Raw genomic sequence first — 19,975 nt, 5'->3', positions numbered from 1 at the left:
GGAGTTGCTCGATGCCCGAAATGTCTGCCTGTCCCGAGAATTGCTTGCGAGTGAACATCGACTCTAAGGGAAAAGCATTTCTCCTCATTGCCACCATTTGCGCAATTGCGTTTTTATCGACGTGGGCTACAGGGCTCATTGTGACGCCGGAATCGAATTGGCCATTCCGCTACCGGTTTCTGGGTGTGGAATTTGTGCTGGGAATGGGAGGCACCTATTTGTGGGTCCGCCGCGTTGGACAACAACAGATTGAAGCGCAACGTTACTTCAAAGCGCTGGCTCAAGTCGATCCGCTCAAGCTGGCGCAGGGCACATTGGCTTCCGATCTGCCCGCCATGATGCCCACCAATCCCTGGAATATGCCGGCCGGGGACTTCACCCACGTATTTCGTACCTTATGCGATCGCGTGGATCAGGCCGAACATGCTCGTTCCGCATTGGAAGTGCGCGGCAAGCGCAACGCCGCCCGACAGGCGCAGATCGAAGCTATTTTAACTGCACTGCCTGAAGCGGTCATTGCGGTCGATGCCGGCGACCAATTGATTTTGGCGAATCCGGCCGCGGAGCAATTGCTGGGTCTTGATTTGCAGGCGAATGCTAATCGCCACATCACACAGATTTTACACTGCGAAAAGCTGATTGAGCTTGTGGGAGAAATGCGCCGCCGCAAAGCGCCTCGCCAGCGCTCGATCGAAATTGAACTGACGGATGAAGATAGCAAGCCTCGCTGCTATGGCGCCACCGCTTGCCGTTTGGGCGCCCACGAACAGCGTGGGGAGGAATCGCAGCCTGCCGGCGGAGTGTTTGTCGTGTTGCGCGATATGACGCTGTTGAAGGCTAGCCATAAGCGGAACGCGGAATTTGTATCAGCCGTTAGCCACGAAATGAAAACGCCGCTGGCCGGCATTAAAGCTTACGTGGAATTGCTGGCCGACGGCGATGCTGAAGATACGCAAACTCGCGAGGAGTTTTTGAATGTCATCAACGGCCAGGCTAACCGCTTGCAGCGACTGATTGATAACCTGCTGAATTTGGCTCGTATTGAAGCCGGCGTGGTGCAAGTTTCCAAAGGGGCCTCATCGCTGAACGAATTGCTGCAGGAAGCGTTCGATTTGGTGCGCCCGGCGGCCGAAGCCAAGCAGATTGAACACACAATCGATTTAAGCCAAATGTACATCGGCGTGTGGGTCGATCGCGACATGATTATGCAGGCGGCCATCAATTTGCTTTCCAACGCCATTAAATACACGCCCGACGGGGGCCGTGTAACGCTTCGCAGCCGGATGGCCGATCAGGAGGCTATTTTTGAAGTCGAAGATTCCGGCGTGGGCTTGTGTGAAGAAGATCAAGTTCGCGTGTTCGAAAAGTTTTATCGCGTAAAGAAAGATCGCGATATGGCGTCGGGCACCGGGTTGGGACTGCCGCTGGCCAAGCACATTGTGGAAGACGTGCATAGTGGCCGGCTGACCGTAGATAGTCAATTGGGACAGGGAAGCACGTTCTGCGTCGTGTTGCCGGCAGCCGCACAAATGACCACACACGTGTGAATGTAGCGAAAGGGTCCATCCTATGCCACATCGAGTATTGTTGTGCGACGACGAAATTCACATTCTGCGCGCGGCTGAATTCAAATTCACCAAAGCCGGCTACGAGGTGTGCTGCGCCAACAACGGACTAGAAGCATGGGAAGCCATTCAGCGTGAAAAGCCCGACGTGCTGATTACCGATTGCCAAATGCCGCGACTAGATGGTATTGGCCTGTGTAAGCGAATTCGCGAGCACGAAGCAATGCGCGATTTGCCTGTATTCATGCTGACGGCCAAAGGGTATGAGCTTTCCCACAAGGAACTGAAAGAGCAATTGGGAGTTCTGGCGGTGATTGCCAAGCCTTTTAGCCCGCGAGAATTGTTGCAGCGCGTCGACGAAGTGTGCGGCCGAACGCCTAGCGTGCCCACGATCCTCAGCAATGACGGGCGATTGGAACCGAGGCCATTCCTCGAAAAATGCAGCGATCGATTATTTGGTTAATAGATTTCAAATTATCACCGGTCAAAAACGCGTCCACACACGGCAACCTACCAATCCCATGAATTTACCCACGGAAATTTTCGGCAATGTAGTGGTGATTCACTCGCCTGAGGAATTGGCCGCCGACCAATCAGAAGCGTTCCAAAACTACCTGACGTCGCAAGAGCGGCAAAATGTTGTGCTGGATTTGGACAACTCGGAATCGATTGCCAGCGAGGGCCTGGCAGCTTTGCTCGATGCCCAAACCAAACTACGAGAGCTGACCGGCGATTTGAAAATTGCCACTACCAATTCCGTGAATCGCAAAATTTTGGAAATTACGCGGCTAGATGAGCATTTAGAAGTCTTCGAAAGCGTAATCGATGCCGTGAAATCATTTCGGTAACATAGGCGTTACCTTCATCATTCGAAAATAGTTTCTGCAGCATGTCTTCACTTCAAGCAGCACCGGCCAGGCTCGGCAACTTGCTCATCGAGCGCGGTTATTTGACACGCGACGCCCTGGATCGCGCCCTAGAGGCACAGCGGGCCGATCGTGGCGCCAAGTTGCTAGGCGAAATTCTCGTCGAGCAGGGATTCTGCACCGAGGAGCAGGTCGTGGAATGCCTGGCCGCGGAATACGGCGTGCCTTACGCCAAGCTGGAAGCCCGGCTGCACGATCCCAAGGCTGTCGACCTGTTGCCGCGGGATTATGTGGAAGCCAATTTGGTGCTGCCGCTGTTTTGCGTGCGCAACGTGTTGACCGTGGCGGTGGCGGAGCCATCGAACCTGTTTCTCATTGAAGAAATTCAGGGACTAACGCAAAAAGAAGTGCAAATTGTGGCGGCCACGCCCCGCGACATTCGGCGGATGATTACCAGCTTGCCCAACTCCAAGGTGTTTGTCATCGACGACATCATCGAGGACAACGAAGCCCACGATGTCACGCTGATTGAAGAAGCCATTGAAGATATCGGCGACGTCGAGGAAATCGCCGGGCAATCGCCCGTCATCCGGTTGGTCAACTACATTGTGTACAACGCGGTGAAAGAAGGAGCCAGCGACATTCACATTGAGCCTGCGGAAAAATGCGTGCGGGTGCGCTACCGCATCGACGGCAGCTTGTACAAATCGCTGGAAGTGCCGCTGCACCTACTGCCGGCTGTGACCAGCCGCATCAAAATTATGGGCTCGATGGATATTTCCGAGCGCCGGCTGCCGCAAGATGGCCGCGTGCACGTGCTGCTGGATGGTCGTAAAATCGATTTGCGCGTCAGCACATTTCCCACGCACCGCGGCGAAAAAACAGTAATCCGCGTGCTCGATACCCGCAGCGTTTCGCTGAATCTGGAAGATTTGGGGTTCGGAGAAGATATTCTCAGCCAATTCCGCGCCGGCATTCAGGCTCCCAACGGAATTATTTTGGTCACCGGGCCTACCGGCAGTGGAAAATCGACCACGTTGTATGCCGCGCTGAATGCCATCAGCTCCATGGATAACAACGTTTGCACAGTGGAAGATCCCATCGAATATCACTTGCCGCTTATCAATCAGTTCCAAGTGCAGGAACGCGTGGGAATGACCTTCTCCAAAGCGCTGCGCACGTTGCTGCGGCAAGACCCCGATGTCATTATGGTCGGCGAAGTGCGCGATGAAGAAACCGCCCGCACCGCCATTCAAGCGGCGCTTACAGGGCATTTGGTGTTTAGCACACTACACACCAACGATGCTTGCTCCTCGATTACCCGCTTGGCGAACATCGGCGTGGAGCCTTATTTAATTGCTGCCGCGCTCAACATGGTGCTGGCCCAGCGACTGGTCCGGCGAGTTTGCCCCAAATGCCGGCAAGAATATGAACCACCACGGAACATTCGTAAGGCCTTGGAAAAAATGGGCTGGGAGCACGAGGTGTTTTTCAAAGGGGTGGGGTGCAAGCATTGCCGCAACACTGGCTTCAGCGGCCGCATTGGCATTCACGAGTTGTTTATTTTGGACGATGAAATTCGCGATGTCATTATATCCAGCAGCGCACTGGGAACAATTCAAACCCTGGGCCGCCGCAAAGGGATGATCACCCTGGCCCACGACGGTTGCCGCAAAGTGCGCGAAGGAATTACCACTATCGAAGAAGTGTTGCAAACCGCCGGCGAGTTCCGCGATATAGGCAGTGGAACCAATATCAATTAGTTGCATTCCCATTACCAATAGGTTTCCGATGCCGCTCCGCGATCAAAACCAACGTTCATCTTCGGTTCCGTTCCGTAACGGCGCCGCGGCCTCCGCCTCGGCCAGCACGCAAAAAATGCCGGCCTTGACCAGCCCAATGAAAGCTGGCCCCATGCAATGGGGGAACGAAGCCAGCGCCTCCGAAGATGCCGAAGACTTGGGCGGTTTATTTCCCCGCCGCATTCGTAAGTACGACCTGATTTATGTCACCAACCAGTTGGCCATCATGGTCGATACCGGCATCACGCTTTCGGTCGCGCTAGGCAGCATCGCCGAGCAAGAGCAAAATCCGTCGCTGCGCAGCGTGCTGAACGATCTTAAACGCAGTGTAGAAGCAGGCGAAGATTTTTCAGCTGCTTTGGCTCGGTATCCAAAAGTTTTCGACAAAACATACGTTTCGCTGGTAAAAGCCAGCGAGGCCAGCGGCAAACTTGGCGAAATGCTGAACCGCGTCTCCATCTATTTGCGAAAAGAAGTTGAGACCCGCAGCAAAGTTCGCGCGGCCATGGCATATCCAGCGGTGATGATGGTCGTGGCGACGGCCGTTACCATTTTTTTATTGACATACATTCTGCCCAAATTTGCGCCCATCTTTCAAAGTCGCGGGAAGAGCTTGCCCGGACCGACCAAATTGATGATGGGCGCTTCCGAGATGCTAATTAACTATTGGTATTTGTGGTTGATGGGCGCCATCAGCTTGGTGGCAGGCTTCTTTTACGGCAAACGCACCGAACCGGGACGCCAGGTCTGGGATTGGGTGAGAATCAACACGCCCATCGTGGGACCCATGTCTCGCAAGGTGGCCATCAGCCGCAGCATTCGCACCCTGGGCACGATGATCGCCAGTGGCGTTTCGATGCTGGATGCCATTCGCTTGTCGGGCGATGTCACGGGCAATTATTATTACGAGAAGCTGTGGTCGCGCGTACTCGATCAAGTGACGGCGGGCAAACGAATTTGTGAGACGCTGCGCGGCGATCCGCTATTCCCAGCGATGTTAGTACAAATGATCGCTTCCGGCGAAGAGACGGGTAAACTCGACGAAGTGCTGGAGCGAGTAAGCGTGTACTACGACCAGGAAGTGGAAACTTCGCTCAAAACAGTCACCAGCCTCATCGAGCCCATCATGATTACCGGCATGGGCTTCGTTGTCGGGGGCATTGGGTTGTCGCTGCTCATGCCTATCTTCTCGCTCAGCCGGCCGACCTAACGCGTACTACTTCCGCGAATGAAATTGCCGTGCGGAGGGCCGCACAAATTCTTAAATAGCCATTCCAGGGCAAAGTTGGCATTACACATTTGGATGGATACATTTGATTGGCTACTTTTTCAACGTCAATTAAACTACGTAAGTAACTTAAAGATAAAGACTTATGGTTATTCTAAGCAATGGCATCGCTTCCTGCATAAACCCTAGGATCCGCCGAATCTCACTATTTTCTGCATTTCTCTTGACTCGCACAGATAGCATAACTAACATGCGTTGAGAGGCATGGGAACAGGTTCTGGCCGACGGAAACGGTCGGAATTTACAAGAAGTAGGCCGTCGAGGAACGCGAGTAACGCCAAGCCCGCGCTATAGTTTTCTTTCAGCGCGACGCTAACAGACATTGCACAGCAACTTGGATCGAGGAATGCGCACACCGCGCGCGAGCACGAATCAATTTTTCGAAATCGCCCTCCTTTCAAGCGGCATCGTGGAATCCAGCACTGTCTGTTGGTTTCGTCGTCGTAAGTTTAAACGTGGCATCCGGCCTGGCGCGCTCCGGCAGTGATCTTTAGAGAAGAGATCTGACGACGAATTCGGGCCTTGCTCACAGGGCAAAGCCCGCGCTTTGGCAAGAGCGGTATCGTTGCCGAAAGGAACAGGGGATCATGGTTTGCGCGCATCCCGTATTATCCAGGACGGCACGCGTTGTAGGAGTCGGATTAGCCATCGCCGCGTTTTGTTTACTGTTGGCTAATACCTCGTGGGCGACCAATTGCACGTACAGTATTTCTATGTCCGAGGACTTAACGTCGCTGGAAAATGGCGGCGTTCCTTCTGGATTGCATACCACGGCAGCCGAATGGGTGTACTTGCGCCAGCGCCCATACATTGAAATCACAAACGATCCTTCGTCGGAAAGTCCGATTAGCAGCCTGACCATTCAAATGCATAATCTGACGCAGGACTTAGCGGTAATTCAAACCAACATCGATCCCATTGCTGGAGCCAGTGCCAGCGTATTCCCCAGCATTACCTCGCCTACGATTTTGCCGACGAATGCCGACGATTCTGTGACGATATCGTTTGCCGATCTTGATCCCGGTTCTTCGATTATTTTTCGTTTGCAATTGGTTCCAGCGGGGCCAGGCGACACTCCGTTTGCCGATTATCGAAATACCATGCTGACCATTAGCAACAGCTCCACGCCTGATCCACATAATGCGACGAGTACCGCCACGTTCGATACCCCCAGCGGGCCGTTAGTGCTCGATCCGGTTCCCTGGGGTAACATTTCAACTGCTCAGGCCTTGCAAACCTCGTTCGGCATTGCGTTCTCCTGCCTTAATACGCCCGATACCATCGTTACCGTTCCCAATACCGGCGGCACCAACATTCCCACGCCGGAACCCAGCACGCTGGCCTTAACCGGCTTAGGCGCCCTGGGGCTGTTGTTCGCCCGAAAGAAGTTCTCTCGGACTTGCCTCTAACTTTTGGGCTGTAGCTCGTGTTTCTGTGCCGACCTGTTCTCATGTGCTAGCGGTCTGTTTTTACTTTGTCGTCATTCCGACCAGCCTCAATCCAACTCGTCAAAGCGATGGACGACCCACCACATGAAGTGGTTTGCGAATTTCTGGCGTCAAGCACTGGCGCTTCGTAATTCAGTCCTGCTGCACATCACGCTTCACGTGATTGGATTCGGCGTGATTGCCGCAATGGTTTGCGCAGCCGCCTGGTACGCCGAACACCAGTTCAATACCTACTTGGGGCTGGATGTTGCGCCTTACGAAATTGCCGGCGGCATCCTGGGATTGCTCCTGGTACTCCGCACCAATGCCGGTTACGACCGCTGGTGGGAAGCACGCAAGCTGTGGGGAGGCATGGTCAATCAATCCCGAAACCTTGTCATCACTGCTTTAGCATACGGTCCCAACGACACCCATTGGCGGCAACAGTTCGTGCAGTGGGCCGCGGCGTTTGCACACACGGCGCGAGCCAGCCTTCGCGGCCAACGAAATTGCCCCGAAGTTGCAGTCTTGGTGGGGCAGGAAGCGGCGGCTCAAATTTCGGCGGCCGATCACGCGCCCAGTTTTGTCGCTTTAACGCTTGCCAAACTGTTACGCGATGCAACCGAGAAGTTTCACATGGATCACTTTGCCTTTCTACAGGCAGATCGGGAGCGGGCACTATTGATCGATCATCTGGGCGGATGTGAGCGTATTTTGAAGTCGCCGCTGCCGTTGGTCTACTCGATCGAAATTCATCGCTTCTTGATGCTGTTCCTCGTGACGCTGCCGTTCGGACTGCTCCACAAAGTCTCGGCAATTTGGTTGATTCCCTTGATTACCATTTTGGTCGCTTTCCCGCTGATGGCGCTGGACCAAATGGGAATTGAATTGCAAAACCCATTCGCCACCGAGAATTTGGGGCATTTGCCGCTGGATGAAATTACCGCCACCATCGAGCGAAATTTAAGAGGAGATTTGGCGATCACGCTTTCCCCGCCCGCTGTGCACGAGCAGTAGCTCACGGATCATAGCGCCCGAAGCCGGAGGGAACTGGGAATCAGAAGGAAGCGGCGCCCTTTTCGCGATTGACCCAACGCACGATTGGTCATTACACCGCGCGGTTCTGCCTCTAACGCTTTATCTCGCCCTCGACCGTCAGCGAAAGATCGTACCCGTCTCGGGTAAGTGAATACGCTTGAGCACGTCGTTCTTTGATGACCAATCCGCGACTTACCAGCGACTGCATGGCGGAGCGGAACGAACCGGGGCCCAGTTTGCAGTCGCCGGAATTGAAAAACAACATTTGATGGGGGCCGATTTGATAGCGGCGAAAAAATGTCAAAATGGCGGTTTCAGTTGCGGTCATGAATACGAATCTCCTTTGTGCTAACAGCAAACAACGAAACACCGGCGACCAATCAACGGCCACCTGCAACGAACACTTTTTAGTGACGCCGTCCACCGTCGCCGTATCCACCGCGGCCCCGTCCACCACCACCACCACCGCTGCCACCACCACGCTCTTCACGCGGCCGGGCTTCATTGACCGTAATATTTCGACCTTTCAAATCAGTTCCATTTAGTTTCTCGATGGCTTGTTCGCCTCCTTCCGACATTTCGACGAATCCGAATCCGCGCGATCGGCCTGTCTCACGATCCATCACCACGGTTGCAGAAGTGACATTGCCAAACTCCGCAAACGCTTCGCGCAGCTCTTCGGAGGTCACTCCGAACGCAAGGTTGCCCACATACAAATTCTTACTCATGTTCGATCTCCTCAATGTGCCAAAATACGGACCAAAAATTTCCCGGGACAGAAATAGCTCTGTCAGAACTCGCCGGATTTCTGCTCCTCAAGAATGCTTTTTGCGCTGCCAATGGCGCTTGCCCCTAGGATAGTATTCAGTTCAAGTTAAGCGGCATCGAAGGTCGCCGGTGCGGCTCTGGGGCAGGCTGATATTTGCTAGTACCACAAAAGAGCCATTGGGCGTCGCTTGATTTGGATGAAAACGATGTAGCAATGGCTGTTCGCAGCTGTTTTTCTCCAGGAAAAGTACAGCAGCTGCGGCCAACCTCCGGTCAAGTGCCCGGCCGCCATTGCATTATTTCAATTTGGCGACGACCAGCCATTGGACCAAGCATTGATCCAATGGAAAATCCAATGGATCGATGGTTGATTCATCCTATCAAAATCTGAACAAAACGCCAGTCACTAAATTGGGCCGCTACGGAATAATTAACCACTTTTCACGTCCCGCGATGGTTGAATGCGCCCTGCCGCAATTGGCAAAAATCTTAGCCGTGCCATGCGCCACGGCTTTGAACGCACAAACCCTGTTTGCAATCGACCTGACGACCGGCGAAATCAATCCGCAAGACTTACACAACATTCCCGGACTGGAAGCACTCGATTCGGCCGCCTTAATGATTATCTTCACCCGCTACCGTGAATTGCCCGATGGCAAATGCAGCATATTGACGATTTCCTGCAGACCGGCAAACCTGTGATCGGTTTGCGCAAGGCAATGCATGTTCAAAATCGGAGCCGACGAGACATTCGCAAACTACAGCGTCGACAGCAATACGCCGGGATACGACCACGACTTCGGCCGCCAAGTGCTGGACAAAACCTGGATCAATCATCAGGGCACGCATGGCAAGGAAAGCACGCCGGGCTTGATCGCGCCTGGCGCGGAGACAAATCCAATTCTCCGCGGCATGGGCACTGGCAATTTTTGGGTGCCGACGGATGTTTACCGAGTGCGATTCCCAATGCTTGATGATTGCCAACTGCCTGTGCTGGACGAGATACTGAGCGACATAACTCTGGATTCGTCCCCCGTAACCGGCGCGAAAACCGAACCAACGATGCCCGTGGCTTGGATCAGAACTGCACCGTCAACTGATTTGTCGCCAGCCACATCGCGCGCAACGAACAAAAATCGCCCGTCGGCAAGGGTATTCGCCACCACGATGGGCGCTTCACAAGATTTGCAAAGCGAAGGCTTCCGACCGACGGCTTTCGCAAAGGTTTGAAACCCGCAGGTTTGCGCTAGCGTACGCCGGCTGCATTCGCCGCAGTCCCAATTGACAACCGGCGATAGGCTGCGATATTAAATTTCTGTTGCGGTTACGCCCCCATCGTCTAGTGGCCCAGGACGTCGGGTTCTCAGTCCGAAAACCGGGGTTCGACTCCCCGTGGGGGTATTTTTAACGCCGGCAGGGCTGCAATCTATGAGCACAAGCTCGAACTGTCGCCCTTATCAGCCCGGTGATGAACACGGCATTCTCGATTTGTATCGGCAGGTGTTTCAGCTCGAAATGACGCCCGAACAATGGCGCTGGTTTTTTCAAGCGTCTCCCGATGGGCCCGCGGCTATTTCAGTAATCGAAAGCGATGGGCGTTTGGTGGGCCACTATGCCGTACAACCTTGCGCATTTTGGTTTCAGCAGCGGCGTGGCATCGCAGGTCTTGCCGTTGGAGCGATGCTGTTGCCCGAGGCCCGCAGTGTGTCCGCGCTTGTGCAATTGGCAAAATTGGCATACGAAATTGCCCGTCAGCGAGGCTGGGCCTGGCTGTACGCATTTCCCAAAGACGACTCGCACGTTGTGCATTGCAAACTTCTGGGTTGGCAACCGCTGCCAAAAATTGTGGAGTGGGACGGACCGCTTTCCCTGCTCAGCGGCAGCGCTGCCACAGATCAGGCTGCCGCGCATCCGCCGGTCCAAAACATCCAAGTGTGGCGGCAGATGCCAACTCATTTGGATTTCAACGATTTCAATCCCGCGGCCGACGATCCGCACATTTGCGGTTTACGCTCCACCGACTGGTTGCGATGGCGGTTTTTCGATCGACCCGGCGGCGAATACGTTTTGCACACCATTTCGCACGGGTCACACGTAACCGCTTATGCCGTAACCAAGCGCTATCAGCGCGAGGGCGTGCGTTACGGTCACTTGCTCGATTGGCGAATGGCGCCTCCAGCGGCAAATGCCGCTGATGAGCTGCTGGCGTCGGTATTCCGACAGCTGGTCGACGATTGGCAGGTCGAACGAATTTCAACCTGGGCCACAGGCCGCAGCGAATTAAGCGCGGCGCTGGGTAAGGCCGGGTTGGCACTCACTGGCCGGAACAGTAATTTCTGCCATTTGGACTTGCAGGGCGATCACGGCCAATTATCCGAGGAAAATGCCTGGCAACTGGAGATGGCCGACAGCGATATATACTAGAATCAGGTGCTTAAACGGCCTCTCAATCCGCTTCCTTGCCGCCGAGTTTCCGCCGGAGATTGCTCGCGTGATTATTCCTCGCGCAATTGGGCTCATTATCAAACGGGTGTCAGATGCTCTGCTGGCGGCGGCATTTTTGCTGCTGGCTTCTCCTTTCCTGCTGCTGTTTGCTGCGGCCATCAAGCTGACTTCCAAAGGCCCCGTTTTTTTCCGCCAGGAGCGGCTCGGCTTTCGGGGAAACACGTTCAACATTTTCAAATTTCGCACGATGGTCCAAGATGCCGAGCGAACAGGCAATATTGTGCATGTCAGCGATCCACGAATTACCAAATTGGGTTGGTATTTGCGGCAGTATCGAATTGACGAAATTCCGCAGTTGCTCAATGTGCTCCGCGGCGAAATGAGCATTGTCGGACCGCGGCCGCTGGTTCCCAATTTCGCGCACTTGTGGACGGCCGAAGAACGCCGCCGGCTCGATCTACCCCCCGGCCTCACCGGCTGGCAGCAAGTCAACGGCGCCGCCACTCATACCTGGGAAGAGCGCGTGGCCGAAGATCTTTGGTACGTCGATCATTGGAGCCTGTGGCTGGATTTTAAAATCATGCTCCGCACGCCTTGGGTCGTGTTACGGGCCAATACCGTCTACGGGAAAGATGGCCAGCAGCTCAGCGCGGTTCCCACCAAAGCACTGTCGTCGGTTCAAGCGCCCGCGGCTGAACCGGAATCGAATGTAACAAAAAACTGAAAGCGCACTGCCGTTGCGGCAATGAAATCAATCACTTTCACTTCCGAACATCAGCTCGCCTTCGCTCAACTTTCGGGCGATTACAACCCGTTGCATCTGGATGCGCTGGCAGCGCGGCGGCTGATGTACGGCGCGCCGGTCGTGCACGGCATCCACTCGCTGCTATGGGGTTTGGAGGCCTGGCTGGAACAGCAAACCGGGCCTGTGGAATTGCGATCGCTAAAAATTTCCTTTCCCAAAGCATTGCCGGTCGGTGTCGCAGCGCAGGTCTCCATCTCGCCGCTTACCAACACCCAGTTGCGAATTGAAGTGACCAGCGAACAATCGCTGGTGACCAGCATCGATTGTGAATGGGCCAAGTCCGATGGTAATTTCGCGGGTGCGGTGGATGCGGGCTTTCCGGAAAAGCAAACTTCCTACGCTTTATCGCTGGATGAAATTGCGCATAAGTCCGGCCAACTGCCGTTGCACTTCAATCTGGTCGCCGGCGCGCAAATGTTTCCGCATTTAACGAAGTGCGTCTCGCCAGTCACCATTGCAGCTATGCTCGCCGCAACACGGCTGGTGGCAGTGGACTGCCCCGGCCTGCATTCCGTATTTTCAGAATTCACATTGACCGCCGCCGATCCCCCTGGCGCAGCTCGTGCCGGCTGCACGCTAGGCTACCAAGTAACGAAGTTAGAAAAACGCTTCGGTCTGGTCTTAATGAGCATTACCGCGCCGGGACTAACAGGCACCATCAAAGCGTTTGTGCGACCGCCGCCACATGAACAGCCCGGATTTGCGAAATTGAAGCCGCTCGTTCGGCCCGGTGAATTTGCTGGTCAACGAGCATTTGTCGTCGGTGGCTCGCGTGGTTTGGGCGAAGTTACGGCCAAGCTCTTGGCAGCCGGTGGGACCGAAGTAAAAATCACCTACCATCAAGGGCTTGCCGAGGCAGATCGCGTGGTGCAAGACATCATCTCCGGCGGTGGCGCAGCCTCGGCGTTGCAGCTCAATGTATTGGATGCCCAGCAAAGCGCGCTGGCCGAAGCGCTGGCCGGCTGGAATCCCACGCACCTTTATTATTTCGCCACGCCGTTTATTTTCGCCGGCAGTAAAGGCCTGTTTTCGACCAGCTTGTTTCAAAAATTCTGCGATTATTACGTCACTGGCTTCCTCAACGTGTTAAATCCATTGAGAAGCGTGGGGCTGCGAAAAGTGTTTCACCCCTCCAGCGTGGCTGTGGAGGAACTGCCTGCCGATATGGCCGAGTACGCCGCCGCGAAAATGGCTGCCGAAACTCTGTGCCAAACCCTCGCCAAAAACCGCAAGGCCGGCCTCGTCATTTACAAGCCTCGCCTGCCGCGAATGGGTACGGATCAAACGGCGACGTTTTTGCCGGTGAATAACGCCGATCCCGTTCCGGTCATGCTCGAACATTTACGCGCCTTCCATGTCATGTAACAAGGCGGCCGGAATCGCTAGAATGAATCGTCGGTCGCCACGCCGCGAAAACTAATTCCTCGCCCCCTCAACGCTAACCCCGCGGCCTTGCCCACATGTCGCACGAGTTTTACGAAAACCCACTCATTCGCCGCTATGCTTCCCCGGAAATGAGCCGGCTGTGGGGAGATCAAAAAAAATTCAGCACCTGGCGGCAATTGTGGGTTTGGTTGGCTGAGGCGGAAGCCGAATTGGGGCTACCCATAACGAAAGCACAAATCGACGAACTGCGGCGGAATGTCGACTCCATCGATTTCGCCGCCGCCGATGCCCACGAGCGCCGTTTGCGGCACGATGTCATGGCGCACGTGCATGCCTATGGCGATCAATGCCCAGGCGCCCGGGGAATTATTCATCTGGGCGCCACCAGTTGCTACGTGACCGACAATACCGACCTGATGCTCCTGCGCGACGGCATGCAAATGCTGGCCGCGCGGCTGGCCAGCGTGATCGATCGGCTCGGCCACTTCGCCCAACAACAGCGCGATTTGGCGTGCTTAGGCTTCACGCATTTGCAGCCAGCACAGCCCACCACCGTGGGTAAACGTGCCTGCCTGTGGGCCTACGATTTGGCGATGGATTTGCACGAAGTGGAACATCGGCTGACGCAGTTGAAAGCTCGGGGTGTCAAAGGCACGACCGGCACGCAAGCCAGTTTTTTAGAGTTGTTTGGCGGAAATCACGCCCAAGTTCAAAAGCTGGAACATCTCATCGCCCAAAAAATGGGCTTTGAAAGTGTTTATCCCGTCACCGGCCAAACCTATTCGCGCAAGGTCGATGCGCAAGTGTTGGCCGCGCTATCGGGCATTGCCCAAAGCGCGCACAAAACTGCTTCCGACATTCGCATTCTGGCTTCGCGCAAGGAACTGGAGGAGCCGTTCGAGGCGGAGCAAATCGGCTCCTCGGCCATGGCCTACAAACGCAATCCTATGCGCAGCGAACGGATTTGCGGCCTGGCGCGGTACGTCATGAGCTTGGAAACTAGTGCCGCTATGACGGCTGGCACGCAGTGGCTGGAACGGACACTGGACGACAGCGCCAATCGCCGGCTGGTGCTGCCGCAGGCTTTTTTGGCGACCGAAGCGATTTTAATTTTGTATCAAAACATCGCCAGCGCCCTGGTGGTTTATCCGCAGGTGATCGCCAAGCACCTAGCCGAAGAGCTGCCGTTCATGGTCACGGAAAACATTTTAATGGCCGCCGTCGCCGCCGGAGGCGACCGGCAAGATTTGCACGAACGTATTCGCTGCCACAGCCAGGCGGCGGCGCAAGTGGTGAAAGAGCAGGGGGGTGATAACGATTTAATCGACCGCCTCAAGGCCGACCAGGCGTTTGCTAAAGTCGATTTCGCCATCGCACTCAACGCGCAAAAATTCATCGGCCGCGCACCCCAGCAAGTGGACGAATTCTTGGCTGATACTGTCGAGCTAATCCGCCGCAAATACAAAAACCAGCTTCAGCAATCAGCGGATGTGAATGTTTAGATTCACCTTATAAATAGCCCGACTGTGTCAGTCGGGTCCGGATGCTATGAGCATCCGGCTACACGCAGCTGAGCACAGCGAGGCAAACGTGGGCTCACACCAAATCCAGCCGCCGTACTCGTTGCCGGGCAGCCGCCCGGCACTGGGAGCACACGCCGCTGATGATCAACCGGTGTCCGGTCACGCGGAAATTGTGTTCCCGGGCCACTGCTTCGCGCAGCTTCAGCAATTCTGCACTGGAGAATTCAATCAGCTTGCCGCATTCGGTGCAGTGTAAATGATCGTGCTGCGGGTAACCGTAATCGTGCTCGTACACCGCCCGGCCGCCCAGAACCATCTTTCGCAACAGCCCGGCATCGACCATTTCTGTCAACGTGCGGTAGACGGTGGGACGGCTCACTTTGCGGCCCGCCGATTTGCGACTTAAATCCAACAGCAGTTGGTCGGCGTCAAAATGTTCGTGTCGGCTGGCGATTTGCTCCACCAGAATCCGCCGCTGCTGGGTAATCCGCTTGCCGCGAGATTGTAAATACTCCTCGAACCGCTCTCGCGGCGAGAGCGCAACTTCCACAGTGCCCAGGGCGAAATCTTGCGGCATGACGAAACCAGCGTTCGAGGGACAAAAACCAGGGTTCGGCTGGCGGAATCGACGAAGAGCAATTCAACGCAGCACAAATCAATAATGATTCTATTTTAGCTGCTCACTGAGGCAAGCGAAAGCTATATAGCCCGAGGGTATCCGTCGGGCGTTAAGAACGATCTCGTACGCGAATGTCCGCTCCTACCTCTGCCCCGTCGACGGAAACTGTCCTCTGGCCGGTTGCGGATTGAACCGCATGCCCGACGATTGGTTGAACTGGTACATTGGCGTGGTGTCGAGCTTATAAGTGGGAGATCTTTTGTAGGCTGCTTCCCAGTCGAGTTGATTTTTGGCGCCTACGTCCTTGACGAACTTTTCAAACGTTTGATCGGGCTTGGCGCCGCCCAACCACAGCCACCAATCGCCCAGGCTGCCGCTTTTCGGCCATTGGATTCCCGTGATGTAAGGAATCGCCAGGACCACGAGGCACACCAAAACAGCGCCGGCCGTCACGAGCGAAATCTTCGTGGACACGCGCTCCCAATCGGTTCGGTTGTGAGCTGCCGAACCTGAAGCTTGAGCGGGGCTGGCAGTGTCTGTTTCGAATGTATTCTTTTCCGGCGGCTGAAAGTAAGCCGCGGTTTGCAATTGAGTATCGGCCATAACGCGCCTCGAGTGGAAGCAGGATTACTTTCTTCCTAAAGTCTAGCTCACATCGGCAAAACGGGGCGAAAAATGCTAGTGGCCTTCTGCATTTTCCAGCTCACTACGATTTTATTTTATTCACGTTGGCTGCTTGCAACTGGCGCTGTCTGCGCCTATATTGAGCGAGCTTTTCTTTTGCTCTTGCATGCTAGGGGTAGACTATGCCAGATCATTCCTGGCTCAGCATCGACCAATTGCTGCAAATGTCGGGTGCTGAATTCGCGCAGCAAGACATTGCCGCTGTCAATTTGGCTTGTGCAGTCGGGCTCCCCGGCTCGGAAGGATTGGACATCGCCCTGTGCCTCGACCGGCTTGATCAATGGACCGATCATGCGCGTCTGGCAACGCACAAGGCGATTGAGAACAAGCCGAAATTCCCTGAATACCGCGATTGGTCAGACGCGCGCTATCGGGCGTTAATGGTCCAAATTTGCCTTCAAAACCACTTGGGTGTGAAATACAATCACGCTCAGATGGAACGAGAATACGATGGCAGTGATTCGCGCGACCTGTTCATCCATGCGGTATTGACGACTAGTCATTTGGCGATGTGTACGACCGCACCAATGATTTTCGCCGCGATCGGCCGACGGCTTGGTTATCCCATAAAACTGGTTAAGACGAAGCAGCATATTTTTTGCCGGTGGGACGATTCTACTGGCGAACAATTTAATATCGAAGCCACCAGCCCCGGGTTCTACACTCACTCAGACGAATACTATCGAGCGTGGCCTTTTCCTTGGACAGTGTTCGAAGAACGTAGTGGTTGCTGGTTGAGGAGCTTAACTCCGCGCGAGGAACTTGCATTGTTTCTCGATCTACGCGGAACATGCTTTTTCGATAATCTCGAAAGCCAGCAGGCCGCCGATTGTTTCTCCGCAGCATGTTCGCTAGACAAGAGTGATCCGGAAATTGAATTACGCTGGGCGATGGTCACGTTTTTGCAACCGACCATTCAGCGACTGAGACAGCAAGACTCTTCTGATTCGTCGCAACCGCTCGTCGTGACTTTCCCTAAGCCCCGCCAAACATGGGAAAAAGTTTGTTGTTCTGCCTCTAAAAATTGGTTGGACCGAATCATTCGGAGTCGACGCACCAGGAGTAACGACATTCTGCGGGAATTTGTCCATACTGAAATTGCAACTGCCATGTAAACAGGAGCTGCATTAATGACTAACCTGACAGCTACCCGGAATTGGATCGCAGGCAGCAACGACTTTGACTTTAATTCTGCCGAGAATTATGGCTATTCGTATGTGGGCAACTCTCCAGTCAATTACACAGATCCAACTGGTCTTGTTCATTGTCCGCCAACCCAGAAGGAAATCGACGATGGCGAAGCTATTCCCGTAGGAGACCTCGATGGTGATGGCAAGACTGACTACAAATTCCCAAATGAATTGGGGAATGGCTATGGATCGTTTTGCTTCTCGAGTGGTGGTTCGGACTTCTATATTACAGCACCCGACGGAAGTTATGTTCATCGATGTCCATACGTCGCAGGAGAAAATCAGTGGCATATCAATAATCTTGGATCCACAAGCTCGGTTAGGGACCCGAATACCGGCGAAAAGATTACTTACAAGTATTTTCGCGAGCTAGACGAACTCAAGATTAAGGTGTATTCAAAAAATGGCATTTGTATGCGGTCACAGGTCATCCATCCAGCACCCAAAAAACCAGATAATCTCCCATGGCCAGACAATGTGACGCCTATCGAGTCACCACAACGACCCAGATGAACTCGTCACCGTGTCTGCATTCACATTAAGAGACTGATATGAAGCTAGTTGTAATTGGCGCTATGGCGTATGCCACTGTTTTGCTTTGTGTCTACACAACAAAGGGAGACGAAAAACAGGAGGAAACCTTGCCAAGAGACGATCTTTATCATTTGAAGCTCTCGGACGATTCAATAATTAGCATTCGTGCAAATATTCAACCAACCGAGGGCCGTCAAAGCGTTCAAGTATCATTGGTTCGCCATCCCAAAAATACGCACTATGACAAGCAGCCTTCCATCTGGAGTACAGTTCTTACTACCTTCGAGTATCTACCAGGACCTGTTCGGGCTTATGCGCTGGTGAAAGAAACAAAAGAAAAAGTTTTCGTATATTGTTTATGGAATAGTCAATATTTTACGCTCGAAACAGCAACTGGACGCATTATTAACAAGGGAGAAGGGGACGAAACACTTAAAGATTACGCTGCCCTTGCGCCAGTTAAACTCTTACTCATTCCCCCTTCAACCGGAAGAAAGATGTCCGAACAAGAGTTTGAAGATTTTGAAAAATGGGAAGCCGACTCAAAACGACATGGTGACGATCCAATCCAGGAAAAAGATATCGCCCCCCCAAAAAAGTAGCTGACGATCGATTGCGAAGGCACAATTAAGCGGTTTAGCTACAAAAGTATCAAACAAGATAGCCAAAACTTTCCATTTTTGTGCCACTCGTTTGGTATCATGCCCATTAGCTTCCCGTGGTGGAAGAATCAGCGTGAGTGATAACTCTGCTTCGCTGGTATGGTCTTTGGCAATTGAAATCAAGACTCTGATGTAAGCGAGTTACTCCGAAGCTCGCTTAGGTCTCATCTCATCCAAGCTGCGGGCTGGGAATGAACTGCGGCCATGCGGCCGAGAGCCATTGCCGTGCCAGAGCAACCTTGCGTGCCAATGTCAAGAAAAAAATTTCGGCGTGGGCGGAAAGATGCAGGAAAATTCAACTGGCAAAATCACTGGTTTTACCGAGCGAGCGACGTCCTAAATTTCCGCTTGAAGATTTCTGTGGGCGCAGTGCGTTTGGCCAATCGCGGTTTTTCCCGCCTGAAACGGATGTCTGTGTCAAGAAAAAAACCTGAAACGGAAACGATGCGAAAGCTGGCGCAATAAAAAACCCCCGGTCGGACCAGACCAGGGGCACCAAAGCATCGCCAATGCGATAAGCGGTGTGTGGACAATCTTGATTTGAAGTTGCGGTCTACGGTCGCGTCTTTATGGCTGACTACAGACCATGGACCACTGGCCATCAACGCTTACGCGATTTCATCGAGCAGGCGGTCGACGGCCATGTTCATTTTGTCGTCGGTCATGTAGCTGCCGTTGGCGATCGCGGTTTTGATATCATTTACGCGGTCCCAGCGGATATCGGGAATTTCACTTAGCTTGCTGGCCATTTGCGCGGCCGGCGAAAGCTGCAATTCGTCGGTGGTATCGACCGACGACGGGTTGGCCGCCGAGTTCGGCGACGAGGTCCGATTAAAATGCGGGGAGTTAATGCTTTGGGTACCGTGCAGTTGAGAGAGGCCGTTAATTTGCATGACAAATCTCCTTCGGACCACCAATCGCAGATCAGAGCTGACCGACCAGCGGAGAAATCCGCCGGGCAATTGGCTGGCCACAGTATCCTTGGTCACAGTGTCCTTGGTCACAGCGACGTAGAGCGGGAATCCGCACCGGTCGGCAGACGCCCCTTTGGCATTTGGCTGAACCGAACCATGGGGTTGATACAGCCCAAGCCAAATGGCTTCGCACAGAAAAGTATCGGGCTGAGTGAACCTCATGGAATGCGGTCTGCCAAACGGGTTGGGGTTGTCGCCGTCCCTGGTATTCTACTTCGCAACGGGCGACCGGCGCCGCATCCCTGTGCCACCAAGCGATCTCGCGGCTTCGGAGATTTCGCAATGTGTACATCGGATGAGACCTACCGGAATTTCGATGAAAACCACAAACTGCCATCTTGCGCCGCTTGACCCGATTTTCCCGGGCACGTGCGGCGGTAACAATGCTCACGGGTATAC

Annotated in this window: 22 protein-coding genes and 1 tRNA gene; 18 read left to right on the top strand and 5 right to left on the bottom strand. The window is 54.1% G+C overall.

Annotated features, from left to right (window positions below):
* Positions 1-11: 11 nt before the first annotated feature.
* The 7 genes from VFE46_11475 to VFE46_11445 all read left to right on the top strand — a co-directional run bounded on the left by VFE46_11475 (position 12) and on the right by VFE46_11445 (position 7,965).
* On the top strand, positions 12-1,547 hold the full coding sequence (locus VFE46_11475; GenBank protein HZZ28612.1) for an ATP-binding protein: 1,536 nt from the start codon (positions 12-14) through the stop codon (positions 1,545-1,547).
* Between the two features lie 22 nt (positions 1,548-1,569).
* Positions 1,570-2,028: a response regulator gene (locus VFE46_11470; GenBank protein ID HZZ28611.1), complete on the top strand. Its 459-nt coding sequence runs from the start codon at positions 1,570-1,572 to the stop codon at positions 2,026-2,028.
* A 58-nt stretch (positions 2,029-2,086) separates the two neighbouring features.
* The gene (locus VFE46_11465; GenBank protein ID HZZ28610.1) at positions 2,087-2,413 is read left to right on the top strand and encodes an STAS domain-containing protein; all 327 of its coding nucleotides are present in this window, start codon (positions 2,087-2,089) and stop codon (positions 2,411-2,413) included.
* A gap of 41 nt (positions 2,414-2,454) precedes the next feature.
* Positions 2,455-4,194: an ATPase, T2SS/T4P/T4SS family gene (locus tag VFE46_11460; GenBank protein HZZ28609.1), complete on the top strand. Its 1,740-nt coding sequence runs from the start codon at positions 2,455-2,457 to the stop codon at positions 4,192-4,194.
* A 28-nt stretch (positions 4,195-4,222) separates the two neighbouring features.
* On the top strand, positions 4,223-5,443 hold the full coding sequence (locus tag VFE46_11455) for a type II secretion system F family protein (GenBank protein ID HZZ28608.1): 1,221 nt from the start codon (positions 4,223-4,225) through the stop codon (positions 5,441-5,443).
* A 791-nt stretch (positions 5,444-6,234) separates the two neighbouring features.
* Positions 6,235-6,930, top strand: a complete 696-nt coding sequence (locus VFE46_11450; protein ID HZZ28607.1) for a PEP-CTERM sorting domain-containing protein — start codon at positions 6,235-6,237, stop codon at positions 6,928-6,930.
* Positions 6,931-7,053: 123 nt separating this feature from the next.
* Positions 7,054-7,965 carry a bestrophin family ion channel gene (locus VFE46_11445; protein ID HZZ28606.1) on the top strand — a complete coding sequence of 304 codons (912 nt, stop codon included), beginning with the start codon at positions 7,054-7,056 and terminating at the stop codon, positions 7,963-7,965.
* Between the two features lie 112 nt (positions 7,966-8,077).
* On the opposite strand, the gene VFE46_11440 is transcribed toward VFE46_11445, so the two are convergent.
* Positions 8,078-8,314, bottom strand: coding sequence for a hypothetical protein (locus VFE46_11440; GenBank protein ID HZZ28605.1), 237 nt, complete (start codon positions 8,312-8,314; stop codon positions 8,078-8,080).
* A gap of 79 nt (positions 8,315-8,393) precedes the next feature.
* Complete coding sequence (locus VFE46_11435) at positions 8,394-8,714, bottom strand: RNA-binding protein (protein HZZ28604.1); 321 nt, start codon at positions 8,712-8,714, stop codon at positions 8,394-8,396.
* Positions 8,715-9,117: 403 nt separating this feature from the next.
* On the opposite strand from VFE46_11435, the gene VFE46_11430 reads away from it, so the two are divergent.
* The 7 genes from VFE46_11430 to purB all read left to right on the top strand — a co-directional run bounded on the left by VFE46_11430 (position 9,118) and on the right by purB (position 14,892).
* Complete coding sequence (locus tag VFE46_11430; protein HZZ28603.1) at positions 9,118-9,456, top strand: hypothetical protein; 339 nt, start codon at positions 9,118-9,120, stop codon at positions 9,454-9,456.
* A 21-nt stretch (positions 9,457-9,477) separates the two neighbouring features.
* Positions 9,478-9,984 carry a hypothetical protein gene (locus VFE46_11425; GenBank protein HZZ28602.1) on the top strand — a complete coding sequence of 169 codons (507 nt, stop codon included), beginning with the start codon at positions 9,478-9,480 and terminating at the stop codon, positions 9,982-9,984.
* A 98-nt stretch (positions 9,985-10,082) separates the two neighbouring features.
* Positions 10,083-10,155, top strand: a tRNA-Glu gene (locus tag VFE46_11420).
* Positions 10,156-10,182: 27 nt separating this feature from the next.
* Positions 10,183-11,178 carry a GNAT family N-acetyltransferase gene (locus VFE46_11415; protein ID HZZ28601.1) on the top strand — a complete coding sequence of 332 codons (996 nt, stop codon included), beginning with the start codon at positions 10,183-10,185 and terminating at the stop codon, positions 11,176-11,178.
* A 67-nt stretch (positions 11,179-11,245) separates the two neighbouring features.
* Positions 11,246-11,923, top strand: coding sequence for a sugar transferase (locus tag VFE46_11410; protein HZZ28600.1), 678 nt, complete (start codon positions 11,246-11,248; stop codon positions 11,921-11,923).
* Positions 11,924-11,944: 21 nt separating this feature from the next.
* Positions 11,945-13,369 carry a MaoC/PaaZ C-terminal domain-containing protein gene (locus tag VFE46_11405; GenBank protein ID HZZ28599.1) on the top strand — a complete coding sequence of 475 codons (1,425 nt, stop codon included), beginning with the start codon at positions 11,945-11,947 and terminating at the stop codon, positions 13,367-13,369.
* Between the two features lie 95 nt (positions 13,370-13,464).
* Complete coding sequence (purB, locus tag VFE46_11400) at positions 13,465-14,892, top strand: adenylosuccinate lyase (GenBank protein HZZ28598.1); 1,428 nt, start codon at positions 13,465-13,467, stop codon at positions 14,890-14,892.
* A 94-nt stretch (positions 14,893-14,986) separates the two neighbouring features.
* Here the strand turns inward: purB and VFE46_11395 are convergent, their stop codons facing one another.
* Positions 14,987-15,490, bottom strand: coding sequence for a transcriptional repressor (locus VFE46_11395; GenBank protein ID HZZ28597.1), 504 nt, complete (start codon positions 15,488-15,490; stop codon positions 14,987-14,989).
* 183 nt (positions 15,491-15,673) lie between these two features.
* Positions 15,674-16,135 carry a hypothetical protein gene (locus tag VFE46_11390; GenBank protein ID HZZ28596.1) on the bottom strand — a complete coding sequence of 154 codons (462 nt, stop codon included), beginning with the start codon at positions 16,133-16,135 and terminating at the stop codon, positions 15,674-15,676.
* A gap of 245 nt (positions 16,136-16,380) precedes the next feature.
* On the opposite strand from VFE46_11390, the gene VFE46_11385 reads away from it, so the two are divergent.
* The 4 genes from VFE46_11385 to VFE46_11370 all read left to right on the top strand — a co-directional run bounded on the left by VFE46_11385 (position 16,381) and on the right by VFE46_11370 (position 19,067).
* Positions 16,381-17,331: a hypothetical protein gene (locus VFE46_11385; protein ID HZZ28595.1), complete on the top strand. Its 951-nt coding sequence runs from the start codon at positions 16,381-16,383 to the stop codon at positions 17,329-17,331.
* 15 nt (positions 17,332-17,346) lie between these two features.
* The gene (locus tag VFE46_11380; GenBank protein ID HZZ28594.1) at positions 17,347-17,919 is read left to right on the top strand and encodes a hypothetical protein; all 573 of its coding nucleotides are present in this window, start codon (positions 17,347-17,349) and stop codon (positions 17,917-17,919) included.
* A 38-nt stretch (positions 17,920-17,957) separates the two neighbouring features.
* Complete coding sequence (locus VFE46_11375) at positions 17,958-18,542, top strand: hypothetical protein (GenBank protein HZZ28593.1); 585 nt, start codon at positions 17,958-17,960, stop codon at positions 18,540-18,542.
* A gap of 285 nt (positions 18,543-18,827) precedes the next feature.
* Complete coding sequence (locus tag VFE46_11370; GenBank protein ID HZZ28592.1) at positions 18,828-19,067, top strand: hypothetical protein; 240 nt, start codon at positions 18,828-18,830, stop codon at positions 19,065-19,067.
* A 143-nt stretch (positions 19,068-19,210) separates the two neighbouring features.
* On the opposite strand, the gene VFE46_11365 is transcribed toward VFE46_11370, so the two are convergent.
* On the bottom strand, positions 19,211-19,738 hold the full coding sequence (locus VFE46_11365) for a flagellar biosynthesis anti-sigma factor FlgM (GenBank protein ID HZZ28591.1): 528 nt from the start codon (positions 19,736-19,738) through the stop codon (positions 19,211-19,213).
* Between the last annotated feature and the right edge of the window lie 237 nt (positions 19,739-19,975).

It is taken from the genome of Pirellulales bacterium (assembly GCA_035656635.1).
Taxonomy (GTDB): domain Bacteria; phylum Planctomycetota; class Planctomycetia; order Pirellulales; family JADZDJ01; genus DATJYL01.
Note: the sequence above shows the minus strand (reverse complement) of the source record. Positions and strands in the feature narration are given on the sequence as shown.

Coding starts and splice junctions, on each gene's coding strand:
- VFE46_11450 (HZZ28607.1), top strand. CDS start 6,235: ATGTCCGAGGACTTAACGTCGCTGGAAAATGGCGGCGTTCCTTCTGGA.
- VFE46_11460 (HZZ28609.1), top strand. CDS start 2,455: ATGTCTTCACTTCAAGCAGCACCGGCCAGGCTCGGCAACTTGCTCATC.
- VFE46_11445 (HZZ28606.1), top strand. CDS start 7,054: ATGAAGTGGTTTGCGAATTTCTGGCGTCAAGCACTGGCGCTTCGTAAT.
- VFE46_11365 (HZZ28591.1), bottom strand. CDS start 19,738: ATGAGGTTCACTCAGCCCGATACTTTTCTGTGCGAAGCCATTTGGCTT.
- VFE46_11430 (HZZ28603.1), top strand. CDS start 9,118: ATGGTTGATTCATCCTATCAAAATCTGAACAAAACGCCAGTCACTAAA.
- VFE46_11395 (HZZ28597.1), bottom strand. CDS start 15,490: ATGCCGCAAGATTTCGCCCTGGGCACTGTGGAAGTTGCGCTCTCGCCG.
- VFE46_11475 (HZZ28612.1), top strand. CDS start 12: ATGCCCGAAATGTCTGCCTGTCCCGAGAATTGCTTGCGAGTGAACATC.
- purB (HZZ28598.1), top strand. CDS start 13,465: ATGTCGCACGAGTTTTACGAAAACCCACTCATTCGCCGCTATGCTTCC.
- VFE46_11415 (HZZ28601.1), top strand. CDS start 10,183: ATGAGCACAAGCTCGAACTGTCGCCCTTATCAGCCCGGTGATGAACAC.
- VFE46_11375 (HZZ28593.1), top strand. CDS start 17,958: ATGAAGCTAGTTGTAATTGGCGCTATGGCGTATGCCACTGTTTTGCTT.
- VFE46_11380 (HZZ28594.1), top strand. CDS start 17,347: ATGACTAACCTGACAGCTACCCGGAATTGGATCGCAGGCAGCAACGAC.
- VFE46_11390 (HZZ28596.1), bottom strand. CDS start 16,135: ATGGCCGATACTCAATTGCAAACCGCGGCTTACTTTCAGCCGCCGGAA.
- VFE46_11405 (HZZ28599.1), top strand. CDS start 11,945: ATGAAATCAATCACTTTCACTTCCGAACATCAGCTCGCCTTCGCTCAA.
- VFE46_11455 (HZZ28608.1), top strand. CDS start 4,223: ATGCCGCTCCGCGATCAAAACCAACGTTCATCTTCGGTTCCGTTCCGT.
- VFE46_11385 (HZZ28595.1), top strand. CDS start 16,381: ATGTCGGGTGCTGAATTCGCGCAGCAAGACATTGCCGCTGTCAATTTG.
- VFE46_11465 (HZZ28610.1), top strand. CDS start 2,087: ATGAATTTACCCACGGAAATTTTCGGCAATGTAGTGGTGATTCACTCG.
- VFE46_11470 (HZZ28611.1), top strand. CDS start 1,570: ATGCCACATCGAGTATTGTTGTGCGACGACGAAATTCACATTCTGCGC.
- VFE46_11425 (HZZ28602.1), top strand. CDS start 9,478: ATGTTCAAAATCGGAGCCGACGAGACATTCGCAAACTACAGCGTCGAC.
- VFE46_11435 (HZZ28604.1), bottom strand. CDS start 8,714: ATGAGTAAGAATTTGTATGTGGGCAACCTTGCGTTCGGAGTGACCTCC.
- VFE46_11440 (HZZ28605.1), bottom strand. CDS start 8,314: ATGACCGCAACTGAAACCGCCATTTTGACATTTTTTCGCCGCTATCAA.